The 18,611-nt window shown below is 68.6% G+C and carries 21 protein-coding genes; 16 read left to right on the top strand and 5 right to left on the bottom strand.

Annotated features, from left to right (window positions below; genetic code table 11):
* The first annotated feature begins 81 nt into the window (after positions 1-81).
* The 8 genes from BM417_RS22635 to BM417_RS22600 all read left to right on the top strand — a co-directional run bounded on the left by BM417_RS22635 (position 82) and on the right by BM417_RS22600 (position 8,193).
* Entirely contained in the window at positions 82-1,014 is a 933-nt protein-coding gene (locus BM417_RS22635; protein WP_093597639.1) for a bifunctional riboflavin kinase/FAD synthetase, read from the top strand.
* Between the two features lie 84 nt (positions 1,015-1,098).
* Positions 1,099-1,581, top strand: a complete 483-nt coding sequence (locus BM417_RS22630) for a helix-turn-helix domain-containing protein (RefSeq protein WP_093597636.1) — start codon at positions 1,099-1,101, stop codon at positions 1,579-1,581.
* A gap of 417 nt (positions 1,582-1,998) precedes the next feature.
* Positions 1,999-2,268 carry a 30S ribosomal protein S15 gene (rpsO, locus tag BM417_RS22625; protein ID WP_045318466.1) on the top strand — a complete coding sequence of 90 codons (270 nt, stop codon included), beginning with the start codon at positions 1,999-2,001 and terminating at the stop codon, positions 2,266-2,268.
* Positions 2,269-2,498: 230 nt separating this feature from the next.
* Positions 2,499-4,745 carry a polyribonucleotide nucleotidyltransferase gene (locus BM417_RS22620; RefSeq protein ID WP_093597632.1) on the top strand — a complete coding sequence of 749 codons (2,247 nt, stop codon included), beginning with the start codon at positions 2,499-2,501 and terminating at the stop codon, positions 4,743-4,745.
* Positions 4,746-4,852: 107 nt separating this feature from the next.
* Positions 4,853-6,145 (top strand): M16 family metallopeptidase, encoded by a 1,293-nt coding sequence (locus BM417_RS22615; RefSeq protein WP_093598074.1) that lies wholly within the window; start codon positions 4,853-4,855, stop codon positions 6,143-6,145.
* Positions 6,142-6,879, top strand: a complete 738-nt coding sequence (gene dapB / locus BM417_RS22610; protein WP_093597629.1) for a 4-hydroxy-tetrahydrodipicolinate reductase — start codon at positions 6,142-6,144, stop codon at positions 6,877-6,879. The genes BM417_RS22615 and dapB overlap by 4 nt, the downstream gene beginning before the upstream one ends.
* Positions 6,876-7,313 (top strand): tetratricopeptide repeat protein, encoded by a 438-nt coding sequence (locus BM417_RS22605; RefSeq protein ID WP_093597626.1) that lies wholly within the window; start codon positions 6,876-6,878, stop codon positions 7,311-7,313. Before dapB ends, BM417_RS22605 begins: the two co-directional genes overlap by 4 nt.
* Before the next feature lie 550 nt (positions 7,314-7,863).
* A complete protein-coding gene (locus tag BM417_RS22600) occupies positions 7,864-8,193 on the top strand; it encodes an HIT domain-containing protein (RefSeq protein WP_093597623.1) in 330 nt (109 codons plus the stop codon).
* A 22-nt stretch (positions 8,194-8,215) separates the two neighbouring features.
* On the opposite strand, the gene BM417_RS22595 is transcribed toward BM417_RS22600, so the two are convergent.
* On the bottom strand, positions 8,216-9,421 hold the full coding sequence (locus BM417_RS22595; protein ID WP_093598071.1) for a winged helix-turn-helix domain-containing protein: 1,206 nt from the start codon (positions 9,419-9,421) through the stop codon (positions 8,216-8,218).
* A 70-nt stretch (positions 9,422-9,491) separates the two neighbouring features.
* Between BM417_RS22595 and BM417_RS22590 the strand changes: the two genes are divergently transcribed.
* Both BM417_RS22590 and BM417_RS22585 read left to right on the top strand, forming a co-directional pair.
* The gene (locus tag BM417_RS22590; protein ID WP_093597620.1) at positions 9,492-10,034 is read left to right on the top strand and encodes a GNAT family N-acetyltransferase; all 543 of its coding nucleotides are present in this window, start codon (positions 9,492-9,494) and stop codon (positions 10,032-10,034) included.
* A 21-nt stretch (positions 10,035-10,055) separates the two neighbouring features.
* Positions 10,056-10,562 (top strand): YqaA family protein, encoded by a 507-nt coding sequence (locus tag BM417_RS22585; RefSeq protein ID WP_093597617.1) that lies wholly within the window; start codon positions 10,056-10,058, stop codon positions 10,560-10,562.
* Positions 10,563-10,733: 171 nt separating this feature from the next.
* On the opposite strand, the gene BM417_RS22580 is transcribed toward BM417_RS22585, so the two are convergent.
* Together BM417_RS22580 and BM417_RS22575 are read right to left on the bottom strand one after the other, a co-directional pair.
* Positions 10,734-11,600 carry an SRPBCC family protein gene (locus BM417_RS22580; protein ID WP_093597614.1) on the bottom strand — a complete coding sequence of 289 codons (867 nt, stop codon included), beginning with the start codon at positions 11,598-11,600 and terminating at the stop codon, positions 10,734-10,736.
* Positions 11,597-12,139, bottom strand: a complete 543-nt coding sequence (locus tag BM417_RS22575) for a winged helix-turn-helix domain-containing protein (protein ID WP_093597611.1) — start codon at positions 12,137-12,139, stop codon at positions 11,597-11,599. The genes BM417_RS22580 and BM417_RS22575 overlap by 4 nt, the downstream gene beginning before the upstream one ends.
* 127 nt (positions 12,140-12,266) lie before the next feature.
* Between BM417_RS22575 and BM417_RS22570 the strand changes: the two genes are divergently transcribed.
* From BM417_RS22570 to BM417_RS22560, 3 genes are read left to right on the top strand one after another with little or no spacing between them, the layout of a single operon-like run.
* Positions 12,267-13,250, top strand: coding sequence for an aldo/keto reductase (locus BM417_RS22570; protein WP_093597608.1), 984 nt, complete (start codon positions 12,267-12,269; stop codon positions 13,248-13,250).
* A 6-nt stretch (positions 13,251-13,256) separates the two neighbouring features.
* Positions 13,257-13,865 carry a TetR family transcriptional regulator gene (locus BM417_RS22565; protein ID WP_093597604.1) on the top strand — a complete coding sequence of 203 codons (609 nt, stop codon included), beginning with the start codon at positions 13,257-13,259 and terminating at the stop codon, positions 13,863-13,865.
* A gap of 18 nt (positions 13,866-13,883) precedes the next feature.
* Complete coding sequence (locus BM417_RS22560; protein WP_093597602.1) at positions 13,884-14,378, top strand: hypothetical protein; 495 nt, start codon at positions 13,884-13,886, stop codon at positions 14,376-14,378.
* A gap of 35 nt (positions 14,379-14,413) precedes the next feature.
* Here the strand turns inward: BM417_RS22560 and BM417_RS22555 are convergent, their stop codons facing one another.
* The gene (locus BM417_RS22555; RefSeq protein ID WP_093598068.1) at positions 14,414-15,358 is read right to left on the bottom strand and encodes a DUF4097 family beta strand repeat-containing protein; all 945 of its coding nucleotides are present in this window, start codon (positions 15,356-15,358) and stop codon (positions 14,414-14,416) included.
* 5 nt (positions 15,359-15,363) lie between these two features.
* Positions 15,364-15,876, bottom strand: a complete 513-nt coding sequence (locus BM417_RS22550; RefSeq protein WP_093597599.1) for a toxin-antitoxin system HicB family antitoxin — start codon at positions 15,874-15,876, stop codon at positions 15,364-15,366.
* Positions 15,877-15,943: 67 nt separating this feature from the next.
* On the opposite strand from BM417_RS22550, the gene thyX reads away from it, so the two are divergent.
* The 3 genes from thyX (at position 15,944) to BM417_RS22535 (ending at position 18,569) form a co-directional block, all read left to right on the top strand.
* Entirely contained in the window at positions 15,944-16,648 is a 705-nt protein-coding gene (gene thyX, locus BM417_RS22545) for an FAD-dependent thymidylate synthase (RefSeq protein WP_093597596.1), read from the top strand.
* A 5-nt stretch (positions 16,649-16,653) separates the two neighbouring features.
* Positions 16,654-17,055 (top strand): ACT domain-containing protein, encoded by a 402-nt coding sequence (locus BM417_RS22540; protein ID WP_093597593.1) that lies wholly within the window; start codon positions 16,654-16,656, stop codon positions 17,053-17,055.
* Between the two features lie 71 nt (positions 17,056-17,126).
* A complete protein-coding gene (locus BM417_RS22535) occupies positions 17,127-18,569 on the top strand; it encodes a serine/threonine-protein kinase (RefSeq protein ID WP_245822078.1) in 1,443 nt (480 codons plus the stop codon).
* Positions 18,570-18,611: the final 42 nt, after the last annotated feature.

The following is an 18,611-nucleotide window of genomic DNA, read 5'->3' as shown; positions in this document are numbered from 1 at the left end:
TGACGAACTGTGCGAGTCTGTCGGGATGGTGAACGGACCTGCGCCTGCGGCGGCCGTTGCCAGCGTCGTAGGCTGATCACCGTGCAACGCTGGCGCGGACTAGATCACCTTCCCGGCGGCTGGGGCCGCTGCGTAGTGACCATCGGCGTGTTCGACGGTGTCCACAAAGGCCACCAGGCCCTGATCGGGCGTGCCGTCGAACTCGCTGAGCAGCGCGGACTGCCGGGCGTGCTGATGACCTTCGACCCCCACCCGTCCGAGGTGGTGCGGCCGGGCAGCCATCCCGCCCAGCTCACCACGCTGCGGCGGCGGGCAGAACTGGTCGAGGAACTGGGCGTCGACCACTTCGTGGTGGTGCCGTTCAGCCTGGAGACCAGCAGGATGCCCGCGGACCAGTTCGTGCACGAGGTGCTGGTCGAGAAGCTGCACGCGGCGGCTGTCGTGGTGGGGGAGAACTTCACCTTCGGGCACAAGGCGTTGGGTAACGTCGCGATGCTGCGCCAGCTCGGGCAGCGGTTCGGATTCGTGACCGAGGGGGCTGATCTGGTGTCCGCAGAAGAGGTGACGTACTCGTCCACCTACATCCGGGCGTGCATCGACGCCGGCGACGTGAAGGCGGCGGCCGAGGCGCTGGGCCGGCCGCACCGGCTCGAGGGGATCGTCGTCAAGGGCGACGGGCGCGGCAAGGACCTCGGGTTCCCGACCGCCAACCTGTCGACGCCGAAGTTCGCGGCCGTTCCGGCGGACGGCATCTACGCGTGCTGGTTCACCGACGCCAAGGGCAAGACGCTCAAGGCCGCGGTCTCCGTGGGCACCAACCCGACTTTCTCCGGCAGGGAACGCCGTGTCGAGGCGTTCGTGCTCGACGTCGACGAGGACTACTACGGGCAGCGCGTCGCCGTGGACTTCGTCGACAGGCTGCGCGAGATGGAGAAGTTCGACTCCGTCGAAGCCCTGCTCGAACAAATGCATCGAGATGTAGACCGAACGAGGGAACTGCTCACTGAGTCGTGACCGTCAGATTGGGCGAAGCGGACGTCTGTGCGGTCGCGGGCTGGCAGGATGCGGGGCGTAGAGCGGGCTACTGGAGAGGCCAACGTGGAGGACCACAAGATCGTTCAGCGCAACCTCGCCCTGCAAAGGGAGTGGTACGGGGAGCCTCTGGGTGACCGCGTGCGCCGGTTGGTCGTGGCCTTCAACGTGTCCCAGGCCCAGCTCGCGGACGTGCTCGGGATCAGCGCGCCGATGCTCAGCCAGGTGATGAGCGGCCGGCGTGCCAAGATCGGCAACCCGGCCGTGCTCGCTCGGATGATCATGCTGGAGCGCAAGATCCTCACGCCGGACGTGGCGACCGGGGCGCCGGAGGCGTTGCAGCGGGCGCTCGACGACGTGCGGGAGTCCAAGCCGACTGTGTCCCGCGACTCGTTGCCGGTCAACGGTGACGAGAGCGTCGCGTACCCGGTGCTGCGCCGCGTCGCCGACCGCGTCGAGCTCCAGCAGGCCGCGGATCTGCTGCACGAGGACTTCCCGGCGATCGCCGAACTGTTCCGCCGCGCCATCCGGGCCGCCGGGCAGCGTTGAACCGACGCGCCCGCAGACGCGTGAGTTCTGTGGCGCGTGGGCGAATTCCAAACCAAGCGCGCCCGAACTCCTCACCGGACGTCGTCGCGATTTAAATCGGTTGGCAGGAGCAGCGGGCGCGAACGACAATTGGTCCGCGCACCTGACGGTGGCGGACGGGTACCGGGGACAGGCGATGCCGAAGTTCCTGAGCAGCCCGTGGCAGCCGTCCGAGGCAGTGCTGGTGAGCAGCGCCGATGGCGTCCACACACCCGTCGCACGGGTGGGGTTGCGCACGTCAGCGCGCCGCTGAGCACTGTGCCTGATAGCCTTCGCAGTTGGGTCTGGCTGCGGTCCGTGGCGGCCAGTACCGGCTACCCCGGCCAGCAATTCGGCGGACGGGGCCGCACGGACCTGAACAAGTAGGAGAAGTACCTAGTGGCACTGTCCACGGATCAGAAGAAGTCCATCCTCGGTGAGTACGGTCTGCACGACTCGGACACCGGCTCGACCGAGGCGCAGGTCGCCCTGCTGAGCAAGCGCATCGCTGACCTCACGGAGCACCTCAAGCAGCACAAGCACGACCACCACTCCCGCCGTGGTCTTCTGCTGATGGTCGGCCGTCGCCGCCGTCTGCTGAACTACCTGACCAAGGTGGACATCAACCGCTACCGCGCGCTGATCCAGCGCCTCGGTCTGCGCAGGTGATACTTGCCGAGGGGGAGTGACCGGCCGGTCACTCCCCCTCGGCGCACAACCGGGTGTATACAGATCCCTGGTTGCAAAGAGGAAAAGAAACAGGGCCCGCATCGCGCGAAGCAGTTATCGCCGGTCCTCGGTAGTGGTCGCCTGGTGGAAGAGCCCCAGGAGACTTCGATCGAAGACCGGCCTCGTCAAAACGCGTGAGCGGTGTCCAAAAGACGAGGAGTAACAAGTAAATGACGGACATCGAGGTCCACGAGGCGACTGCCGTTATCGACAACGGCAAGTTCGGCTCGCGCTCCATCCGCTTCGAGACCGGGCGCCTCGCGCGTCAGGCCGCCGGCAGCGTGGTGGCGTACCTGGACGACGAGACCATGCTTCTGAGCGCCACGACGGCGTCGAAGCACCCCAAGGAGCACTTCGACTTCTTCCCCCTCACGGTGGACGTCGAGGAGCGCATGTACGCCGCGGGCCGCATCCCCGGCTCGTTCTTCCGGCGTGAGGGCCGTCCCAGCACGGACGCCATCCTCACCTGCCGCCTGATCGACCGTCCGCTGCGCCCGTCCTTCGTGGACGGTCTGCGCAACGAGATCCAGGTCGTCATCACGGTGATGAGCCTGAACCCGAAGGACCTGTACGACGTCGTGGCGATCAACGCCGCGTCCGCGTCGACGCAGCTCGCGGGTCTGCCGTTCTCCGGCCCGATCGGTGGCGTCCGCGTCGCTCTGATCGAGGGCCAGTGGGTGGCGTTCCCGACCTACGAGCAGCTCGAGAAGGCCGTGTTCGACATGGTCGTCGCGGGCCGCGTGGTCGAGTCCGGTGACGTCGCGATCATGATGGTCGAGGCCGAGGCCACCGACAACGTGATCGACATGATCGCCGAGGGTGCCACCGCCCCGACCGAAGAGGTCGTGGCCGCTGGCCTCGAGGCCGCCAAGCCGTTCATCAAGGTCCTCTGCGAGGCCCAGGCGCAGCTCGCCCAGGTCGCCGCGAAGGCCACCGGCGAGTACCCGACGTACCCGGCCTACCAGGCCGACGCGTTCGAGGCCGTCGAGGCCTCCGCCTCCGGCGAGCTCGCGCAGGCGCTGACCATCGCGGGCAAGGCCGAGCGCGAGTCGAAGCTCGACGAGGTCAAGGCCGCCACGCTGGAGAAGCTGGCCGAGCAGTTCGAGGGCCGCGAGAAGGAGGTCGGCGCCGCGTTCCGCTCGCTGACCAAGAAGCTCGTGCGCCAGCGCATCCTGCGCGACAAGGTCCGCATCGACGGTCGTGGCCTCACGGACATCCGTGACCTCGGCGCCGAGGTGGCCGTGATCCCGAGGACGCACGGTTCGGCGCTGTTCGAGCGCGGCGAGACCCAGATCCTGGGTGTCACCACGCTGAACATGCTGCGCATGGAGCAGCAGATCGACTCGCTCGCCCCGGAGACGCACAAGCGCTACCTGCACCACTACAACTTCCCGCCCTACTCGACCGGTGAGACCGGCCGCGTGGGTTCGCCGAAGCGCCGCGAGATCGGCCACGGCGCGCTGGCCGAGCGGGCGATCATGCCCGTGCTGCCCAAGCGCGAGGAGTTCCCCTACGCGATCCGCCAGGTGTCCGAGGCGCTGAGCTCCAACGGCTCGACGTCCATGGGCTCGGTCTGCGCGTCGACGCTGTCGCTGCTCAACGCGGGTGTCCCGCTGAAGGCGCCGGTCTCCGGCATCGCGATGGGTCTCGTCTCCGACGAGGTCGACGGTGAGACCCGCTACGTGGCGCTGACCGACATCCTCGGTGCCGAGGACGCGTTCGGCGACATGGACTTCAAGGTCGCGGGCACCAAGGAGTTCGTGACGGCGCTTCAGCTCGACACGAAGCTCGACGGCATCCCGTCCGAGGTGCTGGCGGCGGCGCTGGGCCAGGCCCGCGACGCGCGCTACACCATCCTGGAGGTCATGGCCGAGGCCATCTCCGACCCGGACGAGATGAGCGCCTTCGCTCCGCGCGTGACGTCGGTCAAGATCCCGACCGACAAGATCGGCGAGGTCATCGGCCCGAAGGGCAAGATGATCAACTCGATCACCGAGCAGACCGGTGCCGACATCTCCATCGAGGACGACGGCACGATCTACGTCGGTGCGGCGGACGGCCCCTCGGCCGAGGCCGCGATCGGCATGATCAACGCGATCGCGAACCCGCAGCTGCCGAAGGTCGGCGAGCGCTTCCTGGGCACCGTGGTGAAGACCGCGGCGTTCGGCGCGTTCGTCTCGCTGCTGCCCGGCAAGGACGGCCTCGTCCACATCTCGAAGCTGGGCAACGGCAAGCGCATCGCGAAGGTGGAGGACGTCGTCAAGGTCGGCGACAAGCTCCGCGTCGAGATCGCCGACATCGACCAGCGCGGCAAGATCAGCCTCGTCGTCGTGAACGAGGACGAGGCCGCGAAGCCGGCTGACGCCCCGGAGGCCGTCGAGGCCACCGAGGCCGCTGAGGCGGCTCCCGCGCAGTGAGCACGACAGACAACAACGTGACGGCCGCGGGTGCATCCACCCGCGGCCGTCCGCGTACCGGTCAGTTGGGGCACCTTCAGCGGCCGGGCAGCACGCGAGTGCTCGAGATGTCCGCGGGGTCCGAGGTGCGGCGCAGCATGCTGCCCTCGGGCTTGCGGGTCATCACCGAGCGCATCCCGAGCGTGCGGTCCGCCTCGGTCGGGCTGTGGGTGCAGGTCGGGTCCCGTGACGAACGGCCCGAGGTCGCGGGTGCCGCGCACTACCTGGAACACCTGCTGTTCAAGGGAACCTCGCGGCGCACGGCAGCAGCCATCGCGGAGGAGATCGACGCGGTCGGCGGCGAGCTGAACGCGTTCACCGCGAAGGAGCACACCTGCTACTACGCGCACGTCCTGGACGAGGACCTGCCGCTCGCGGTGGATCTGGTCGCGGACGTGGTGTTCGAGGCCATCTGCGGTCCGCGTGACTTCGAGACCGAACGCGGTGTCGTGCTCGAAGAGATCGCGATGCGCGACGACGACCCCGAGGACCTGCTGCACGACGCGTTCATCGAGGCGTTGTTCGGCGGGCATGCGTTGGGGCGCCCGGTTCTCGGCACCGAGAAGTCCATTCAGGACATGGACCGCGACGCGCTCTACTCGTTCTACAAGAAGCGCTACACGTTGCCGCGCATGGTGTTCTCCGTCGCGGGCAACATCGAGCACACGCACGTGATGCGCCTGGTGCGCAAGGCCGTCGGCGACCGGCTGTCGCGGGAGGGCAGCGCGGTGGCGCCACGAGCGGGTCGCGCGCGCATCGCCGACGCCCGCAAGCTGGTGCTGCACACCGACGACACCGAGCAGGCGCACCTGATGCTCGGCATGCGCGGGATCGACCGCCACGACGAGCGCCGCTTCGCGTTGAACGTGCTGAACGCGGCCATCGGCGGTGGAATGAGCTCCCGGCTGTTCCAGGAGGTCCGCGAACGGCGAGGCCTGGCCTACCAGGTCTACTCGTCCGTCGGTCTGTACGCGGACACCGGCACGTTCGCCGTCTACGCGGGCTGCCAGCCGGACCGCCTCGGCGAGACCGCCGGCGTCATCCGCGAGGTGCTCGTGGACGTCGCACGCGGTGGCTTGTCGGACGCGGAAGTGGCGCGCGGCAAGGGACAGCTGCGCGGCGCTCTCGTTCTGGGCCTGGAGGACACCAGTTCCCGGATGTCGCGCATCGGCAAGTCCGAACTGAACTACGGCGACCACCTGAGCGTCGAGGACACGTTGGCGCGGATCGACGCCGTGTCGGCCGACGAAGTGGCGCTGCTCGCACGTGATCTGCTGCGCCGCCCCACTGCCGCGGCGGTGGTCGGCCCTTACGATCACGCCGACGATCTGCCGGACCAGGTACACGAGGTGATTGCATGATTCGCGTCGGAGTTCTCGGCGCGCGGGGCCGCATGGGTTCCGAGGTGGTCCGCGCGGTCGAGGCCGCGAAGGGCATGGAGGTCGTGGCGGCCATCGACGCCGACGACCCGTTGTCCGCGCTGGTCGACGCGGGTGTTCAGGTCGTCGTCGACTTCACGCACCCCGACGTGGTGATGGGGAACCTTTCGTTCTGCGTCGCTGCCGGAATCCATTGCGTGGTCGGCACTTCCGGTTTCGACAACGCGAAGCTCGCCGAGGTCGAGGCACTGCTGGCGGACAAGCCTTCCGTCGGTGTGCTCGTGGCGCCGAACTTCGGCATCGGCGCCGTGCTGCTCATGCGCTTCTCGGAGATCGCCGCCCGCTACTACGAGTCGGCCGAGATCATCGAGCTGCACCACCCGCGCAAGGCCGACGCCCCCTCGGGCACGGCCGCCCACACGGCCCGGCTGATCGCGGCCGCGCGGGAGGGCATGGACCCGATGCCCGACGCGACCACGCAGGAGGAGCCGGGCGCACGCGGTGCCGTCGTGGACGGCGTGCGGGTCCACTCACTCCGGATCTCCGGCATGATCGCGCACCAGGAGGTCGTGTTCGGCGGCGAGAGCGAGACCCTGACGATCCGTCAGGACTCGTTGCACCGCACCTCTTTCATGCCCGGCGTCGTGCTGGGTGTGCGGGAGATCGTGGGTCGCCCCGGGCTCGCCGTCGGCCTAGACAAGTACCTGGACCTGTGAAGGTCCGCGTCACCGTCGGGGTGCTGATCGCGGCCCTCGCGGTCTACTTCGTCCTGCTCACCGGCCGCGCCCTGGCGCTTCTGCAGACCGGCGAGGTGGTCGGCGTGCTGCTCGGCGTCGGCGTGCTGATCCTGCCGCTGCTCGGCGTCTGGCTCGTGTACTCCAACCTGCGTTTCGGTTGGGAGACCGAGAAGATGGCCCGCGAGCTCGACGCGGACGGGCTGCTGCCGGACGTCTCGCACCTGCCGCGCCGGCCTTCGGGCCGCGTGGATCGGGATGCCGCCGACGAGTGGTTCGAAGAGCGGCGGGCCGAGGTCGAGGCGTCGCCCGACGACTGGCGGGTCTGGTTCCGGCTCGCTTACGCGTACGACATCGCGGGGGACCGCGGGCGGGCGCGTGAGACTATGCGCAAGGCCATCGAGCTGCACGCCTGATCTTGTCGGTGGTGCCGAGTACGTTGAAACGCAGGGGTTCCCGGTCAGGGGGTACCCCTGCGTCAGCGTGAGCTCGGGGCGGCGTGGGCGTTCTGCAGTCGGCTGGTTTGTTGTGTTCCCCCTGTTGCGGGCGTTCTGTCGCCTTGCGTGCTTTCCCTGGGGGCTCTGCCCCCAGACCCCCGGCAATCTGATCGGGGGAGGGCGCCGTGGGTGGGTTGATGGCACGGCTGTTGATTTGGGCGGCTGCCTGTTGCGTAGTTGGCTTGCGTTGGCGGTGGGGTCCCGTCACGAGCCGCACCAGGAGCGGGCCACATGTGAGAGGGAGGGTCAAGTCGACGAAAAGCGTGTCGACTTGACCCTCCCTCTCACATGCAGCAAGAGCTGTGGTGCGACTCGTGACGGGACCCCACCGCCTGGCCCGTTTGGTAAGGACGGCTCGCCTTCGGCTTCGCGCTCGGTGTCCCCGGACTGTCAGACCCCCCGAGTACGTTGAAACGCAGGGGTTCCCGGTCAGGGGGTACCCCTGCGTCAGCGTGAGCACGGGGGCGACATGGGGCCGGACTGCTACTGCGACGAGGTCATCCCGGGCAAGATCGAGGTCGAGGTGCTCGCCCAGACCGAGAACACGCTCGCTTTCCGCCCGCCTCTGCCGGGTTTCGGCACCGACCACGTCATCGTGATCCCCACCCGGCACGTCTCGTCCCTGCTCGACCTCGACGACGACCTCGCGCTGGAACTGCTCGCCACCGTCAAAACCGTCGCCGCCCAGGCGGTTGATCAGCACGGCGGTTGCCAGGTGCTCACGACGCTGGGCAGCGAGCAGCACAACAGGCACCTGCACTGGCACGTCGCGGTCGGCGGGGAGTCGCCCGTTTCGTGAAACCGGACTGACGCGAAACCGGTCAGCCGTTGATCACGGCCGCGATCAGTTCCGCCGCCAGATCCCCCTTCTGCACCACCAGCACGTCGTCCAGCCCCAGCCAGTCGGCCATGTGCCGCAACTCCGCGGCCAGCTCCGCCGCCACCCGAGGCCGTTCCACGCCTTCCTCGGCCCACGCCGACTGCACCCGCAGCACGCCGGCCGCGCGGTCGGCCTTGATGTCCACGCGGGCCACCAGTGATCCGTCGAGCAGGAACGGGAAGACGTAGTAGCCGTGCACGCGGCGGGGCTCCGGCACGTAGATCTCGATGCGGTACCGGAACCCGAAGATCCGCTCGGTCCGTGCCCGCTCCCAGATCAGCGGGTCGAACGGGCACAGCAGCGCGCGGCCTGCCACGCGGCGTGGGGCACGTGCGTCGACGTGCCGGTATCCGACGCCGCGCCAGCCGTCGACGGCCACCGGTTCCAGCACGCCCTCCTCCACCAGCGAGGCGACGGCGGCTTGGGAGCGGCGCGGGTCGAGGCGGTAGTAGTCGCGCAGGTCGGGTTCGGTGGCCACGCCCAGCGCTACCGCGGAGCGCAGGACCAGTTCACGCGCTCCGGTCTCGGGAGTCCACTTCTGGGCCAGGACGTCGGCCGGGATGACGCGTTCGGTCAGGTCGTACAGGCGCTCGAACGAACGACGGGTGCCCGTCGTCAGGATGCCCACGCCGAACAGGACCTCGCAGATGCGCTTGACCTCGGACCAGTCCCACCACGGGCCCTTCGCGCGGCCCTTGTCGCCCATGAGGGCCTTCTCCAGGGTGCCGGCGCCGATCGGGCCGAGCTCCTTCACGGCGGCGAGCACGTCGTCGACCAGTTGGGGGGAGCGTTCGAGGATCGTCTGGTAGTTCTGCCACCACCCGCGCTTCTTCGCGCCCGAGTGGAACAGAGGCCAGTCGAGCACCGGCACCAGGGACGCCTCGTGCGCCCAGGTCTCGACCAGCATGCGGGGCTTGCGCGTGGAGTGCGTCCACGCGGCTTCGTCCAGCAGCGTGGGCTCGTAGGCGCCGAGGCGGGAGAACAGCGGCATGTAGTGCGCGCGCACGGCCACGTTCACCGAGTCGATCTGCAGCAGCTGCACGCGGGACAGGACGCGTTGCAGGTGTCTGCGGGTGGCCGCTGACGGCCGAAGGTCGGTGAAGCCCTGGGCGCCCAGGGCGATTCGACGTGCGACGTCCGCACTCATCCTCTGCACGTCGCCGATGTTGCCACGCACCCCTGACAATTCCGCGACACGGCGTCGATAAGCTGCGTTTATGGCCGACGCCGGCGTGGAGATCGCCACCGCTGCTGACCTTTCGGAGATCGTCCGCATCCATCGGGAGACGTGGCGGCTCGCCTACGCCGAACTGCTCCCGCAGGACGTGCTGGACACGCTCGACGCCGACGACGCGTGGGCGCTCGCCGTCCGGAGTGGCGCGGTTCTGAAAGCGACGGAGGGGGAGTGGACCGTCGGGTTCGTCGTGGCCAGCAAGGCTCCGGACGAGGAAGTGGCCAAAGCGGACGGTTCGCTTCCAGAAGACGCGGCGACCACGGCGCTGCTCAGCGTCCTCGTGGAACCCCGCTGGGGGCGGCGCGGGCACGGCACGCGGCTCGTCGCGGAGGCCGTGAAGAGGCTCGGCGAAACGGGCGCCACGCGCGGCATCGCGTGGGTGCCGGAAGCCGACAAGGCGTCGCGGAACTTCTACGAGCGACTGGGCTGGACGGGTGATGGCACGGTGCGCACGTTGGACGCAGGCGGTCGTCCGTTGCGCGAAGTGCGGGTGTCCGGTCCGCTCGCGGTCCGACTCGCCGACTGAGATCTGTGTAACCTCGGCCGGGTGCTCGCCCTGGTTGGCCTCACCTTTGGGGTCGCGCTCGGCTCAGCCATCGTTCCCCTGATCAGCATCGAGATGTTCGTCCTGGGACTTTGCGCGCGCTGGCCTGACACGTCGTTCTGGATCGTCGGCCTCTCGGTGGCGGTCGGCCAGGTGCTGGGCAAGCTGCTGTACTTCTACGCGGCGCGCGGCGACATCCACCTGCCGAAGTTCCTGCACCGCAAGCCGAGCGACAAGCCTTCGAGGCTGCGGCGCTGGTTCGGGCCGGGCACGCGCATGCACCGCTGGGGCGACTGGATCCACGTGAAGTGCAAGGCGCACCCGAACTGGATGGCCGGCACGCACGGGGTGAGCGCGCTGGTCGGGGTGCCGCCGTTCATGGCGACGAGCGTGCTCGCCGGGCTCGCGGGCATGTCCACCACGATGTTCGTCGCCACCGGGCTGGTGGGCCGCTTCGCGAGGTTCAGCTTTCTCGCGGCCTCACCGGCGCTCGTGATGGCCTGGATCTAGTAACTGAAGAGGATCGACGCCGTCACGGAGAAGGCGATCAGGACTGCGGCGACGGCAATGCGCGCTGACTCAAGCACGACCCCGAAGATATCGATCAGCGACCGACGAAAACCAGGCGCAAACGGGTGAGAGCCGAATGATCTGGCTCTCACCCGCCCGTTTCGCGCTCGATTATTCGAGGACGAGAACGCCGTCAGGCACACCGGGGATGTCGAACGAGTGCCACATCGGGCGCCAGCCGGGCAGCTCCAGCATGCGGCGCAGGTCCGCGAACCCGGAGAGCCAGCCCATCCACGGCCCGTAGGGCGGGCTGGCCGGGTCGAACCCGCTCTGCACGAACGTCAGCCTCGTCTTGCCCTCCGAGCCCTTCAGCTCCCAGGACGTCACCATCCCGCCGGGGAACTCCAGCGCGAGGTTTGCCTCGTCCAGCGCGATGACCTTCGCGGGGTTCTCCTCCTCCGCGAGGCTCCCCATCGCCCAGCGGCCGCCGACGTGCGGCTCGATCTCCATCCGGGCGCCGAACCACCGCGCGAACACCGCGGGATCCGTCAGCGCGTCGATGATGGCCGCCGGGGTCGCCGCGATGTCGAACTCGAAGCGCTGCTCGGGTGAGGTGAAGTCGCAGAACCCGAGCACCGGCCGGCCCTCGACGAGCTCGACCAGGTTCCCCAGCGCCAGCGGCCAGAACGTCTGGAGGACCTCCGACTGGTCGTCACCGACGCCCCAGGTCGGGTACGGGGACTGCGTCACCGCGATGAGCGTCTCGCCGTCGCGCTCCTCCACGCCGAGCTCAAGGGTGTACTCGGTGCCGTAAAGCAACCACGAGTAGCGCACCGACCTGTCGTCGAAGCCCAGCAGCTTCTGCCGGCCGCGTTCACCGTCCGGCGTGTGGCGCCCCCAGAACTCGTACTCCCCGCCCTCCAGGTCCACGTGGGCGTGCTCGGCCAGCCACATCCGCAGGTCGTCGGCGGTCGTCAGGGCCCGGTAGATCCTCTCGGCGGGCGCGGACGTGCGGACGCGGATGGTTCCGGTGCTCATCGGCTTTCTCCTTTTGGGTAGCAGGCGAGCGCGATGCGGAACGCATCCCCTTCCGCGCCGCCGTATCGGGTGAAGAGGTCCTGCAACGTCGTCTGCAGCTCGGCCAGGAACTGCTGCCGCTCCTCCGGTCGCACCCGGATCTCGCCGGACACGCCGACGGACGGCAGTTCGCTGGAGCGGTCCAGCGCAGCCACGTCCGCCTGCACCTGCTCGGCGAGGTCGACGAGGTGGCCCAGCACGAGCTCGTCGCGCGACCCGATCCGGCCGACCAGCCGCGGCGACAGCCAGTACGACCGCGCCACGGCCTGGTAGAGGCCTTCCTGGACGCCGCGCACCTTGCGCTCGGACACCTGGGTCGCGAGACCGGCCTTGACCAGCTGTTTCACGTGGTAGTGCACGCGTTGCGGCGTTTGGTCGAGCACCTCGGCGACCTCGGTGCACGAGCGCGGCGCGGCGAGCTGCCGCAGCACCTCCACGCGCTGCGGCTTGAGCAGGGTCTCGGCCTGCTCCATCCGGTCCAGATAGATCACGTCTCTCATCGCAAAAAAGACTTTGAACGTTCAAAACTCTTTTGTCAATGGATCGGGCAACTATGGACTGACAGATATTGAAATCTGTCAGTCCATCGGGCATGGTGAAGAGACCGAAGAGACGAAGGGGTTCGAAATGCAGAAGCGTCAGCTCGGAGCCACCGGCCCGGTCGTGTCCGCCATCGGCCTGGGCTGCATGGGCATGTCCAACGCCTACGGCCCGGCAGACCGGGACGAGAGCACCGCGACCATCCACACCGCCCTCGACGCGGGCGTCACGCTGCTCGACACCGGTGACTTCTACGGCCAGGGCCACAACGAGATGCTCGTCGCCGAGGCCATCAAGGGCCGTCGTGACGAGGTGCAGCTCAGCGTCAAGTTCGGCGGCATGCGCGACGCCGACGGCGCGTTCATCGGGTTCGACACCCGGCCGGTCGCCGTGGCCAACTTCCTCGCGTACTCGCTGGAACGCCTCGGCACCGACCACGTCGACATCTATCGGCCGGCGCGGCTCGACCCGAGCGTGCCGATCGAGGACACCATCGGTGCCATCGCCGAGCAGATCGACAAGGGCCGCGTCCGGCACATCGGCCTGAGCGAGGTCGGCGCCGAGACCATCCGCCGCGCGCACGCCGTGCACCCGATCGCGGACCTGCAGATCGAGTACGGCCTGCTGGAGCGCGGTGTCGAGCGGGAGATCCTGCAGACCACCCGTGAGCTCGGCATCGGCATCACCGCGTACGGCGTGCTGTCGCGCGGCCTGATCTCGGCCACGCCGCTCACCCTCGACGCGAGCGACTGGCGTGGTCACGCGCCGCGGTTCCAGGGCGACAACCTGACCCGCAACCAGGGTCTGGTCGAGAAGCTCGACGAGATCGCGAAGAACAAGGGCGTCACGGTCGCGCAGCTCGCGATCGCGTGGGTCGCGGCGCGCGGCGAGGACGTGGTGCCTCTCGTCGGCACGACCAAGCGTGCGAGGCTGAACGAGGCGATCGGTGCCGTCGACGTGACGTTCACCGAGGCAGAATTGCAGGAGATCGAGGCCGTCGCTCCACTCGGAGCCGCTGCGGGCACCCGTTACGCGGCCGAGCAGATGGCCATGCTGGACAGCGAGAGGTGAGATGAAGTGGCGGAGGCGTTGACCTCGGAGGCGATCCTCGCGGCGACCGAAGAGGTCCTGCGCAGGTACGGCCCCGCCAAGGCGACGGTGGTCGACGTCGCCAAGGCGCTCGGGGTCAGCCACGGCAGCGTCTACCGCCACTTCGCGACCAAGGCCGTGCTCCGGGAGGCCGTGACACGGCGCTGGCTCGACGCGATCCACGAGGAGATGGAGAAGGAGTTCGACCCGAACCTCTCCGCCGGCGACCTGCTCAGGGACTGGCTGCAGCGCCTCTTCGACAAGAAGCGGCTCTCGCACACCGAGGACGTCGAGCTGTTCACCACGTTCCGGACGCTCGTCGGCGAGAACAGCGCCGTCATCGAGTACCACCTGGACCACCTGGTCGGTCAGGTCGCGCGCATCATTCGCGCGGGAGTGGATACCCAGGAGTTCGTGACCGACGACGTCGAGAAGACCGCGCAGGCGGTGTGGGACGCGACGCAGGTGTTCCACCACCCGGCGCACGCCCAGGAGTGGGGGAATCCTCACATTCAGGACGCGTTCGACGCTGTCGTCTCACTGGTCGTCGCTGGACTGCGGTACAACCGAACCCCTAGTGCCACAGGCGATGCTTGAGGGTCACGGAGGTGAACGGTGCCGCCTGACGAGTGGATCGATCTGCTGGGAGCGCCCGAGAGGCGGCCTGACCCGGTCGACTGGGACGCGGTCAAAGGCCGGGCGGGCACGGCGTTGCCCAGCGACTTCGTGCATCTCGCCGAAGCCTATCCGCCACTCATCGTGGGCGGTTACGTCCGGATCCTGCACCCAACAGCACGTGCCGGTTTCATGAACTGGATGTCACTGGCGCCCAAAATGTTGCGTGCGCTGCGGCGCCAGCCGGGCCTGCGCGTGCATCCGGACTCGCCCGGCCTGCTGCCCTGGGGCATGACCGTGAACGGCGACCACTGCCTTTGGTACACCAAGGGTGAGCCGGACGAGTGGACCGTGGTGATCACGGACATGCGGCAGAGCTGGTCGTACGACGGGAACTTCTCCAGCTTCGTCAGGAAGTTCCTGACCGGTGAGATCCGCTGCCCGCTCTTCCCGGACGACGTCCCCGGCGGCTCCAAACCGTTCCAGGAGCCCTGACCGGAGACGTCGTCTTCCCCTACCCGACCCCCCGGTCAGCTTGAAGCGGCGGTCACCAGTGCGTTGCCGCTGCCCGTGCGGCCCGTGACCGACAAGGTGGCGTCACCCAGCGGCGCGGACGAGACGTCGAAGTCGCTGCGGGCGTTGCCGGACGTGGACACCAGGTCGATGCGCGCCAGCGTGCCCTGCCGGATGCCGACGCGGATGTGGCCCGAGCCGGTGCCCAGCTGGATCTCGCCGGAGGCCGCGTCGGCCACGGTCAGATCGCCGCTGCCGGTGCGGACCTGGACGTTGCCCTGCACGGCGCCCAGCCACACGTCGCCGGTCCCGGTGATCAGCGTGGTCGTGCCGCCGATCGACGACACCTCGACGTCACCGCTGCCCGTCTTGGCCTTCAGCGACGAGAGCATCGTGCCCAGGCGCACGGTCCCGGCGCCCGAGTTCACCTTGGCCTCGCCGGTCGCGCGGTCTGCGGACACGCTGCCCGTGCCGGTGTTCAGGTCGAGACGACCCGCACCGCCCGTCACGATGACGTCAGCCGCACCGGTCCGTGACGACACGTGCGACCCCACGGGAGCCGTCACCACCACGGAGAGCGGCACGGCACGCAACGGCAGCGCCTTGGACGACTCGATGCGCAAACGGTTGCCCAGAAGCTCGACGCGTGCGTCGCGCACGGCCTCCTCCGGACCTGACGGCGGAGCTGCCTTGTCGGCGCCGAACTGGCCGCTGACCCAGCTCAGCACGCTGGACAGGCCCTCGGTCCACGAGTTGCCCGCGTTCGGGTCGTGCCGCACCTCGACGTGCACGCCCGGCCCGTCGACGAGCTGCACCTGCACCCGGCCGCTGAGCAGCGAGATGTCGATCTCGGCGATGCCCGCGAACTCGAAGCTCTGCTGGCGCACCACGCCCGAGGGCTCCGCCGGTTCGGCAGCCGGATCCGGAGTCGGTTCTGTCGGTTCGGAACTCGGTTCGGTCATCGCGCTCACCCCTGCACCCATCCGCGGACGCGCGAGCCCGAGCCGGCGTTTCCGCTCCACCCCTTGTGCTGATGCTTGTGCTTGCTGTGCACCGCGCCACCCACGGCCTGCTGGATGAACGAGTTCAGCGACACGCCCTGAGCCGCCGCGGCGGCCTCGGCCTTCGACTTGAGCTCGTTGATCATGCGCAGGGTGATGCGGCTGATGTCACCCGTGGCGTCACCTGCGCCAAAGTTCGGCATCTCGTGCCGAGGGGCCGGTTCCGGCTCCGGTTCGGCGGACCCGGTGACGACCACCTGGACGTCACGGCCTGCCAGCCGGACGTCCACGACCTGGCCGTCCAGGGCGGCGGTGACCTCCGCGGCCAGGTCGGACAGTGCGTTCATGATTGCCAGTCGAGCGGCTGGCTCGAGCGCTGCGGACAACGCGGCGGCCGTTCGACGGGTGTTCTCGTCCCCCGCTGATGCGGCCGTCGCCAGGTCCTCGCGCAGTGACGCGATGTACGGCGACAGATCCATGACACCACTATGACGTCACTTCCGACATCGTGCAACCACCACCTGATGTCAGGGCTAATCTCGGCCCATGCCGAGAGTGCGTTTGGTGGCCAAGACGGAGTTCATCCCACCGGACGACGTGCCGTGGACGACCGACGCGGACGGTGGCGCGGCGCTCGTCGAGTTCGCCGGCCGCGCCTGCTACCAGTCGTGGGACCGCTCGAACCCCATGACGAACACCAACGCGACGTTCCTGCACCACCTGCTCGACGTCGGGCACCTCGCCGCGTTCGAGCACGGCAGCGCGTCGCTCTACCTGACCGAGCTGTCCCGCTCGCTCACCCACGAGCTGATCCGGCACCGGCACTTCTCGTACTCGCAGCTCTCCCAGCGCACCGACCCGACCGACGTCGTGGAGCCGGACCTGATCGCGCAGGACCCCGAGCTGCACGCGCGGTTCGTCGCCGCGACCGAGGCGAGCCTCAAGGCGTACGAGGACCTCGTGCACAGCCTGGAGAAGACCGTCAACGGCAGGCGCGCGCGGCAGATCGCACGGTCCGTGCTGCCCAACGCCACCGGCACCGAGATCGTCGTGACGGGCAACTACCGCTCGTGGCGCCACTTCATCGCGATGCGCGCCACCGAGCACATCAACGTCGAACTGCGCGAGCTCGCCATCGCCTGCCTGCGTGAACTGACGAAGGCGGCACCGAACGCGTTCGCGGACTTCGTCATCTCGACACTCCCGGACGGCACAGAAGTTGCCTCCAGCCCACTGGTGGTTGAAGGCTGACGCCCATGAAGCGGCTCATCGTGGACGTCCGGCCCGGCGAATACGCGGTCACACGCCTGGCAGCGGACGCTCCGGTCCCTGCCGGGCTGCTCGACCTCACCGACGTCCTGGTGTCCGTGACCAGGACCCCGGCCGAATTGTCGATCATCGCGCCGGCGTCGTTCGCAGTGGACGGTGACACGACGGAAAAGGGCTGGCGGCTGCTGACCGTGCGCGGGCCGCTGGAGTTCACGCTCACCGGCATCATGGCCGCTCTGGCGGGTGAACTGGCGGCCGCGGGCGTCTCGTTGTTCGCGTTGTCCACTTACGACACGGACCATCTGTTGGTGAAGCACACGGATCTGGGGCGTGCGGTGCTCGCTTTGCGTGCCGCAGGTCACGAACTGGTTGTAGCACCGGAAGCTTAGGAACCGATCCTCCATGTGGCGGGTCTGAAGTACCGTCAACGCCCCCGGTTCCGAGGCTGTAGGAGCGCACGTTGCACGGACAGGCTGTCGAACCACGCGTCATCGCGGGCAGGTACGCCCTGATCGCGGAGCTCGGCCGTGGCGGCATGGGCATCGTCTGGCGCGCCCAGGACCGTCACATCGGACGCTTCGTCGCGATCAAGGAACTGCACCTGCCGGACGGCATCGCGCACGAGGAACGCCGTGTGCTCGAAGAGCGCGCACTGCGTGAGGCGCGCACCGCCGGCAAGCTCAACGACCCCGCCGTCGTGACGGTCTACGACGCGATCAACGAGAACGGCCTGACCTACATCATCATGGAGCTGGTCGACGCGGCGACGCTGTCGACGTTGATCAGCACGCACGGCCCGATGCCGCAGAACCAGGTCGTGTCGATCGCTCTGCAGGCGTTGTCGGCGCTCGAGACCGCGCACCAGTCCGGGATCGTGCACCGCGACGTGAAGCCCGGCAACCTGATGGTGCGCCCGGACGGCAAGCTCAAGCTCACCGACTTCGGCATCGCCCAGGCCGTCGACGACCCGCGCCTCACGACCAGCGGCAGCCTCATCGGCTCGCCCGCGTACATGGCGCCGGAACGCATCCACGGCCACGAGGCGGGACCCGCGTCCGACCTGTGGGCGCTGGGCGCGACCCTCTGCTACGCCGTCGAGGGCTGGAGCCCGTTCGAACGCTCCTCCACGGCCTCGACGCTGCACGCGATCATGAGCGAGACGCCGCGCCTGACCCGCGCGACGGGCGTGCTGAGCGCCGTCATCACCGGTCTGCTGATCGCGGACCCGAACGCCCGGCTGTCCGGCCCGCAGGCCCGCGCGATGCTCTCCAGCATCGGCAACCAGCCGACGCCGCCCACCGGGATCGCGCCGGCGCAGACCCAGCAGTACCAGCAGGCTCCCGCCGTCGATCCGGCGAAGAAGAAGCGCAACCGCATCTTCGCGTTGGTCGGCGCCGTCGTCATCGCGGCTGCGGCGTTCACGGGCGGCATCTACGTGCACAAGGCGTTCACGACGCCTGGCGGCAGCAGCACCAGCACGGCGCTCACGTACGGCGAGGGCGCCGAGGTCCCGGTGTTCGGTCTTTACGAGAACACGTGCGGCATCGGGGACGTCGCACCGGCCAAGCTGCTCGACTCGGAGACCAAGGAGGAGTGCGACAAGCCGCACGACTTCGAGGTGTTCGACGTGATCGACACGTTGCCCGTCCAGTCGAACCTGCCCGACGCCGCGTATCCGGGCGTCGACTCGCTGAAGAGCCTCGGCGTCGCCCGGTGCGAGATGACGCTGAACTCGCCGTGGGTCAAGGACGGCGCGAAGCTCAAGCTCACCACGCTGGTCCCGAGCCAGAACGCGTGGACCAAGGACAAGAGCGGCAACGCCGAGCGCAAGATCTGGTGCATCGCCGGTGCCAAGGACGGCGGCAAGCTGGACGGCACGATCAGCGCGAAGAAGGACAGCTAACGGAGCGGTAACGCTTGGCGGGTTCACTCGTCGTCTGCCGGT

It is taken from the genome of Lentzea waywayandensis, assembly GCF_900115955.1.
Lineage (GTDB): Bacteria > Actinomycetota > Actinomycetes > Mycobacteriales > Pseudonocardiaceae > Lentzea > Lentzea waywayandensis.
This window is presented reverse-complemented; position numbering and strand designations above follow the sequence as displayed.

What these genes read in the sequence shown, in the direction of transcription:
- BM417_RS22620 (WP_093597632.1), top strand. Translation starts at nt 2,499, where the DNA reads ATGACGGACATCGAGGTCCACGAGGCGACTGCCGTTATCGACAACGGC.
- BM417_RS22615 (WP_093598074.1), top strand. Translation starts at nt 4,853, where the DNA reads ATGTCCGCGGGGTCCGAGGTGCGGCGCAGCATGCTGCCCTCGGGCTTG.
- dapB (WP_093597629.1), top strand. Translation starts at nt 6,142, where the DNA reads ATGATTCGCGTCGGAGTTCTCGGCGCGCGGGGCCGCATGGGTTCCGAG.
- BM417_RS22600 (WP_093597623.1), top strand. Translation starts at nt 7,864, where the DNA reads ATGGGGCCGGACTGCTACTGCGACGAGGTCATCCCGGGCAAGATCGAG.
- BM417_RS22595 (WP_093598071.1), bottom strand. Translation starts at nt 9,421, where the DNA reads ATGAGTGCGGACGTCGCACGTCGAATCGCCCTGGGCGCCCAGGGCTTC.
- BM417_RS22590 (WP_093597620.1), top strand. Translation starts at nt 9,492, where the DNA reads ATGGCCGACGCCGGCGTGGAGATCGCCACCGCTGCTGACCTTTCGGAG.
- BM417_RS22580 (WP_093597614.1), bottom strand. Translation starts at nt 11,600, where the DNA reads ATGAGCACCGGAACCATCCGCGTCCGCACGTCCGCGCCCGCCGAGAGG.
- BM417_RS22575 (WP_093597611.1), bottom strand. Translation starts at nt 12,139, where the DNA reads ATGAGAGACGTGATCTATCTGGACCGGATGGAGCAGGCCGAGACCCTG.
- BM417_RS22570 (WP_093597608.1), top strand. Translation starts at nt 12,267, where the DNA reads ATGCAGAAGCGTCAGCTCGGAGCCACCGGCCCGGTCGTGTCCGCCATC.
- BM417_RS22555 (WP_093598068.1), bottom strand. Translation starts at nt 15,358, where the DNA reads ATGACCGAACCGAGTTCCGAACCGACAGAACCGACTCCGGATCCGGCT.
- BM417_RS22550 (WP_093597599.1), bottom strand. Translation starts at nt 15,876, where the DNA reads ATGGATCTGTCGCCGTACATCGCGTCACTGCGCGAGGACCTGGCGACG.
- thyX (WP_093597596.1), top strand. Translation starts at nt 15,944, where the DNA reads ATGCCGAGAGTGCGTTTGGTGGCCAAGACGGAGTTCATCCCACCGGAC.
- BM417_RS22540 (WP_093597593.1), top strand. Translation starts at nt 16,654, where the DNA reads ATGAAGCGGCTCATCGTGGACGTCCGGCCCGGCGAATACGCGGTCACA.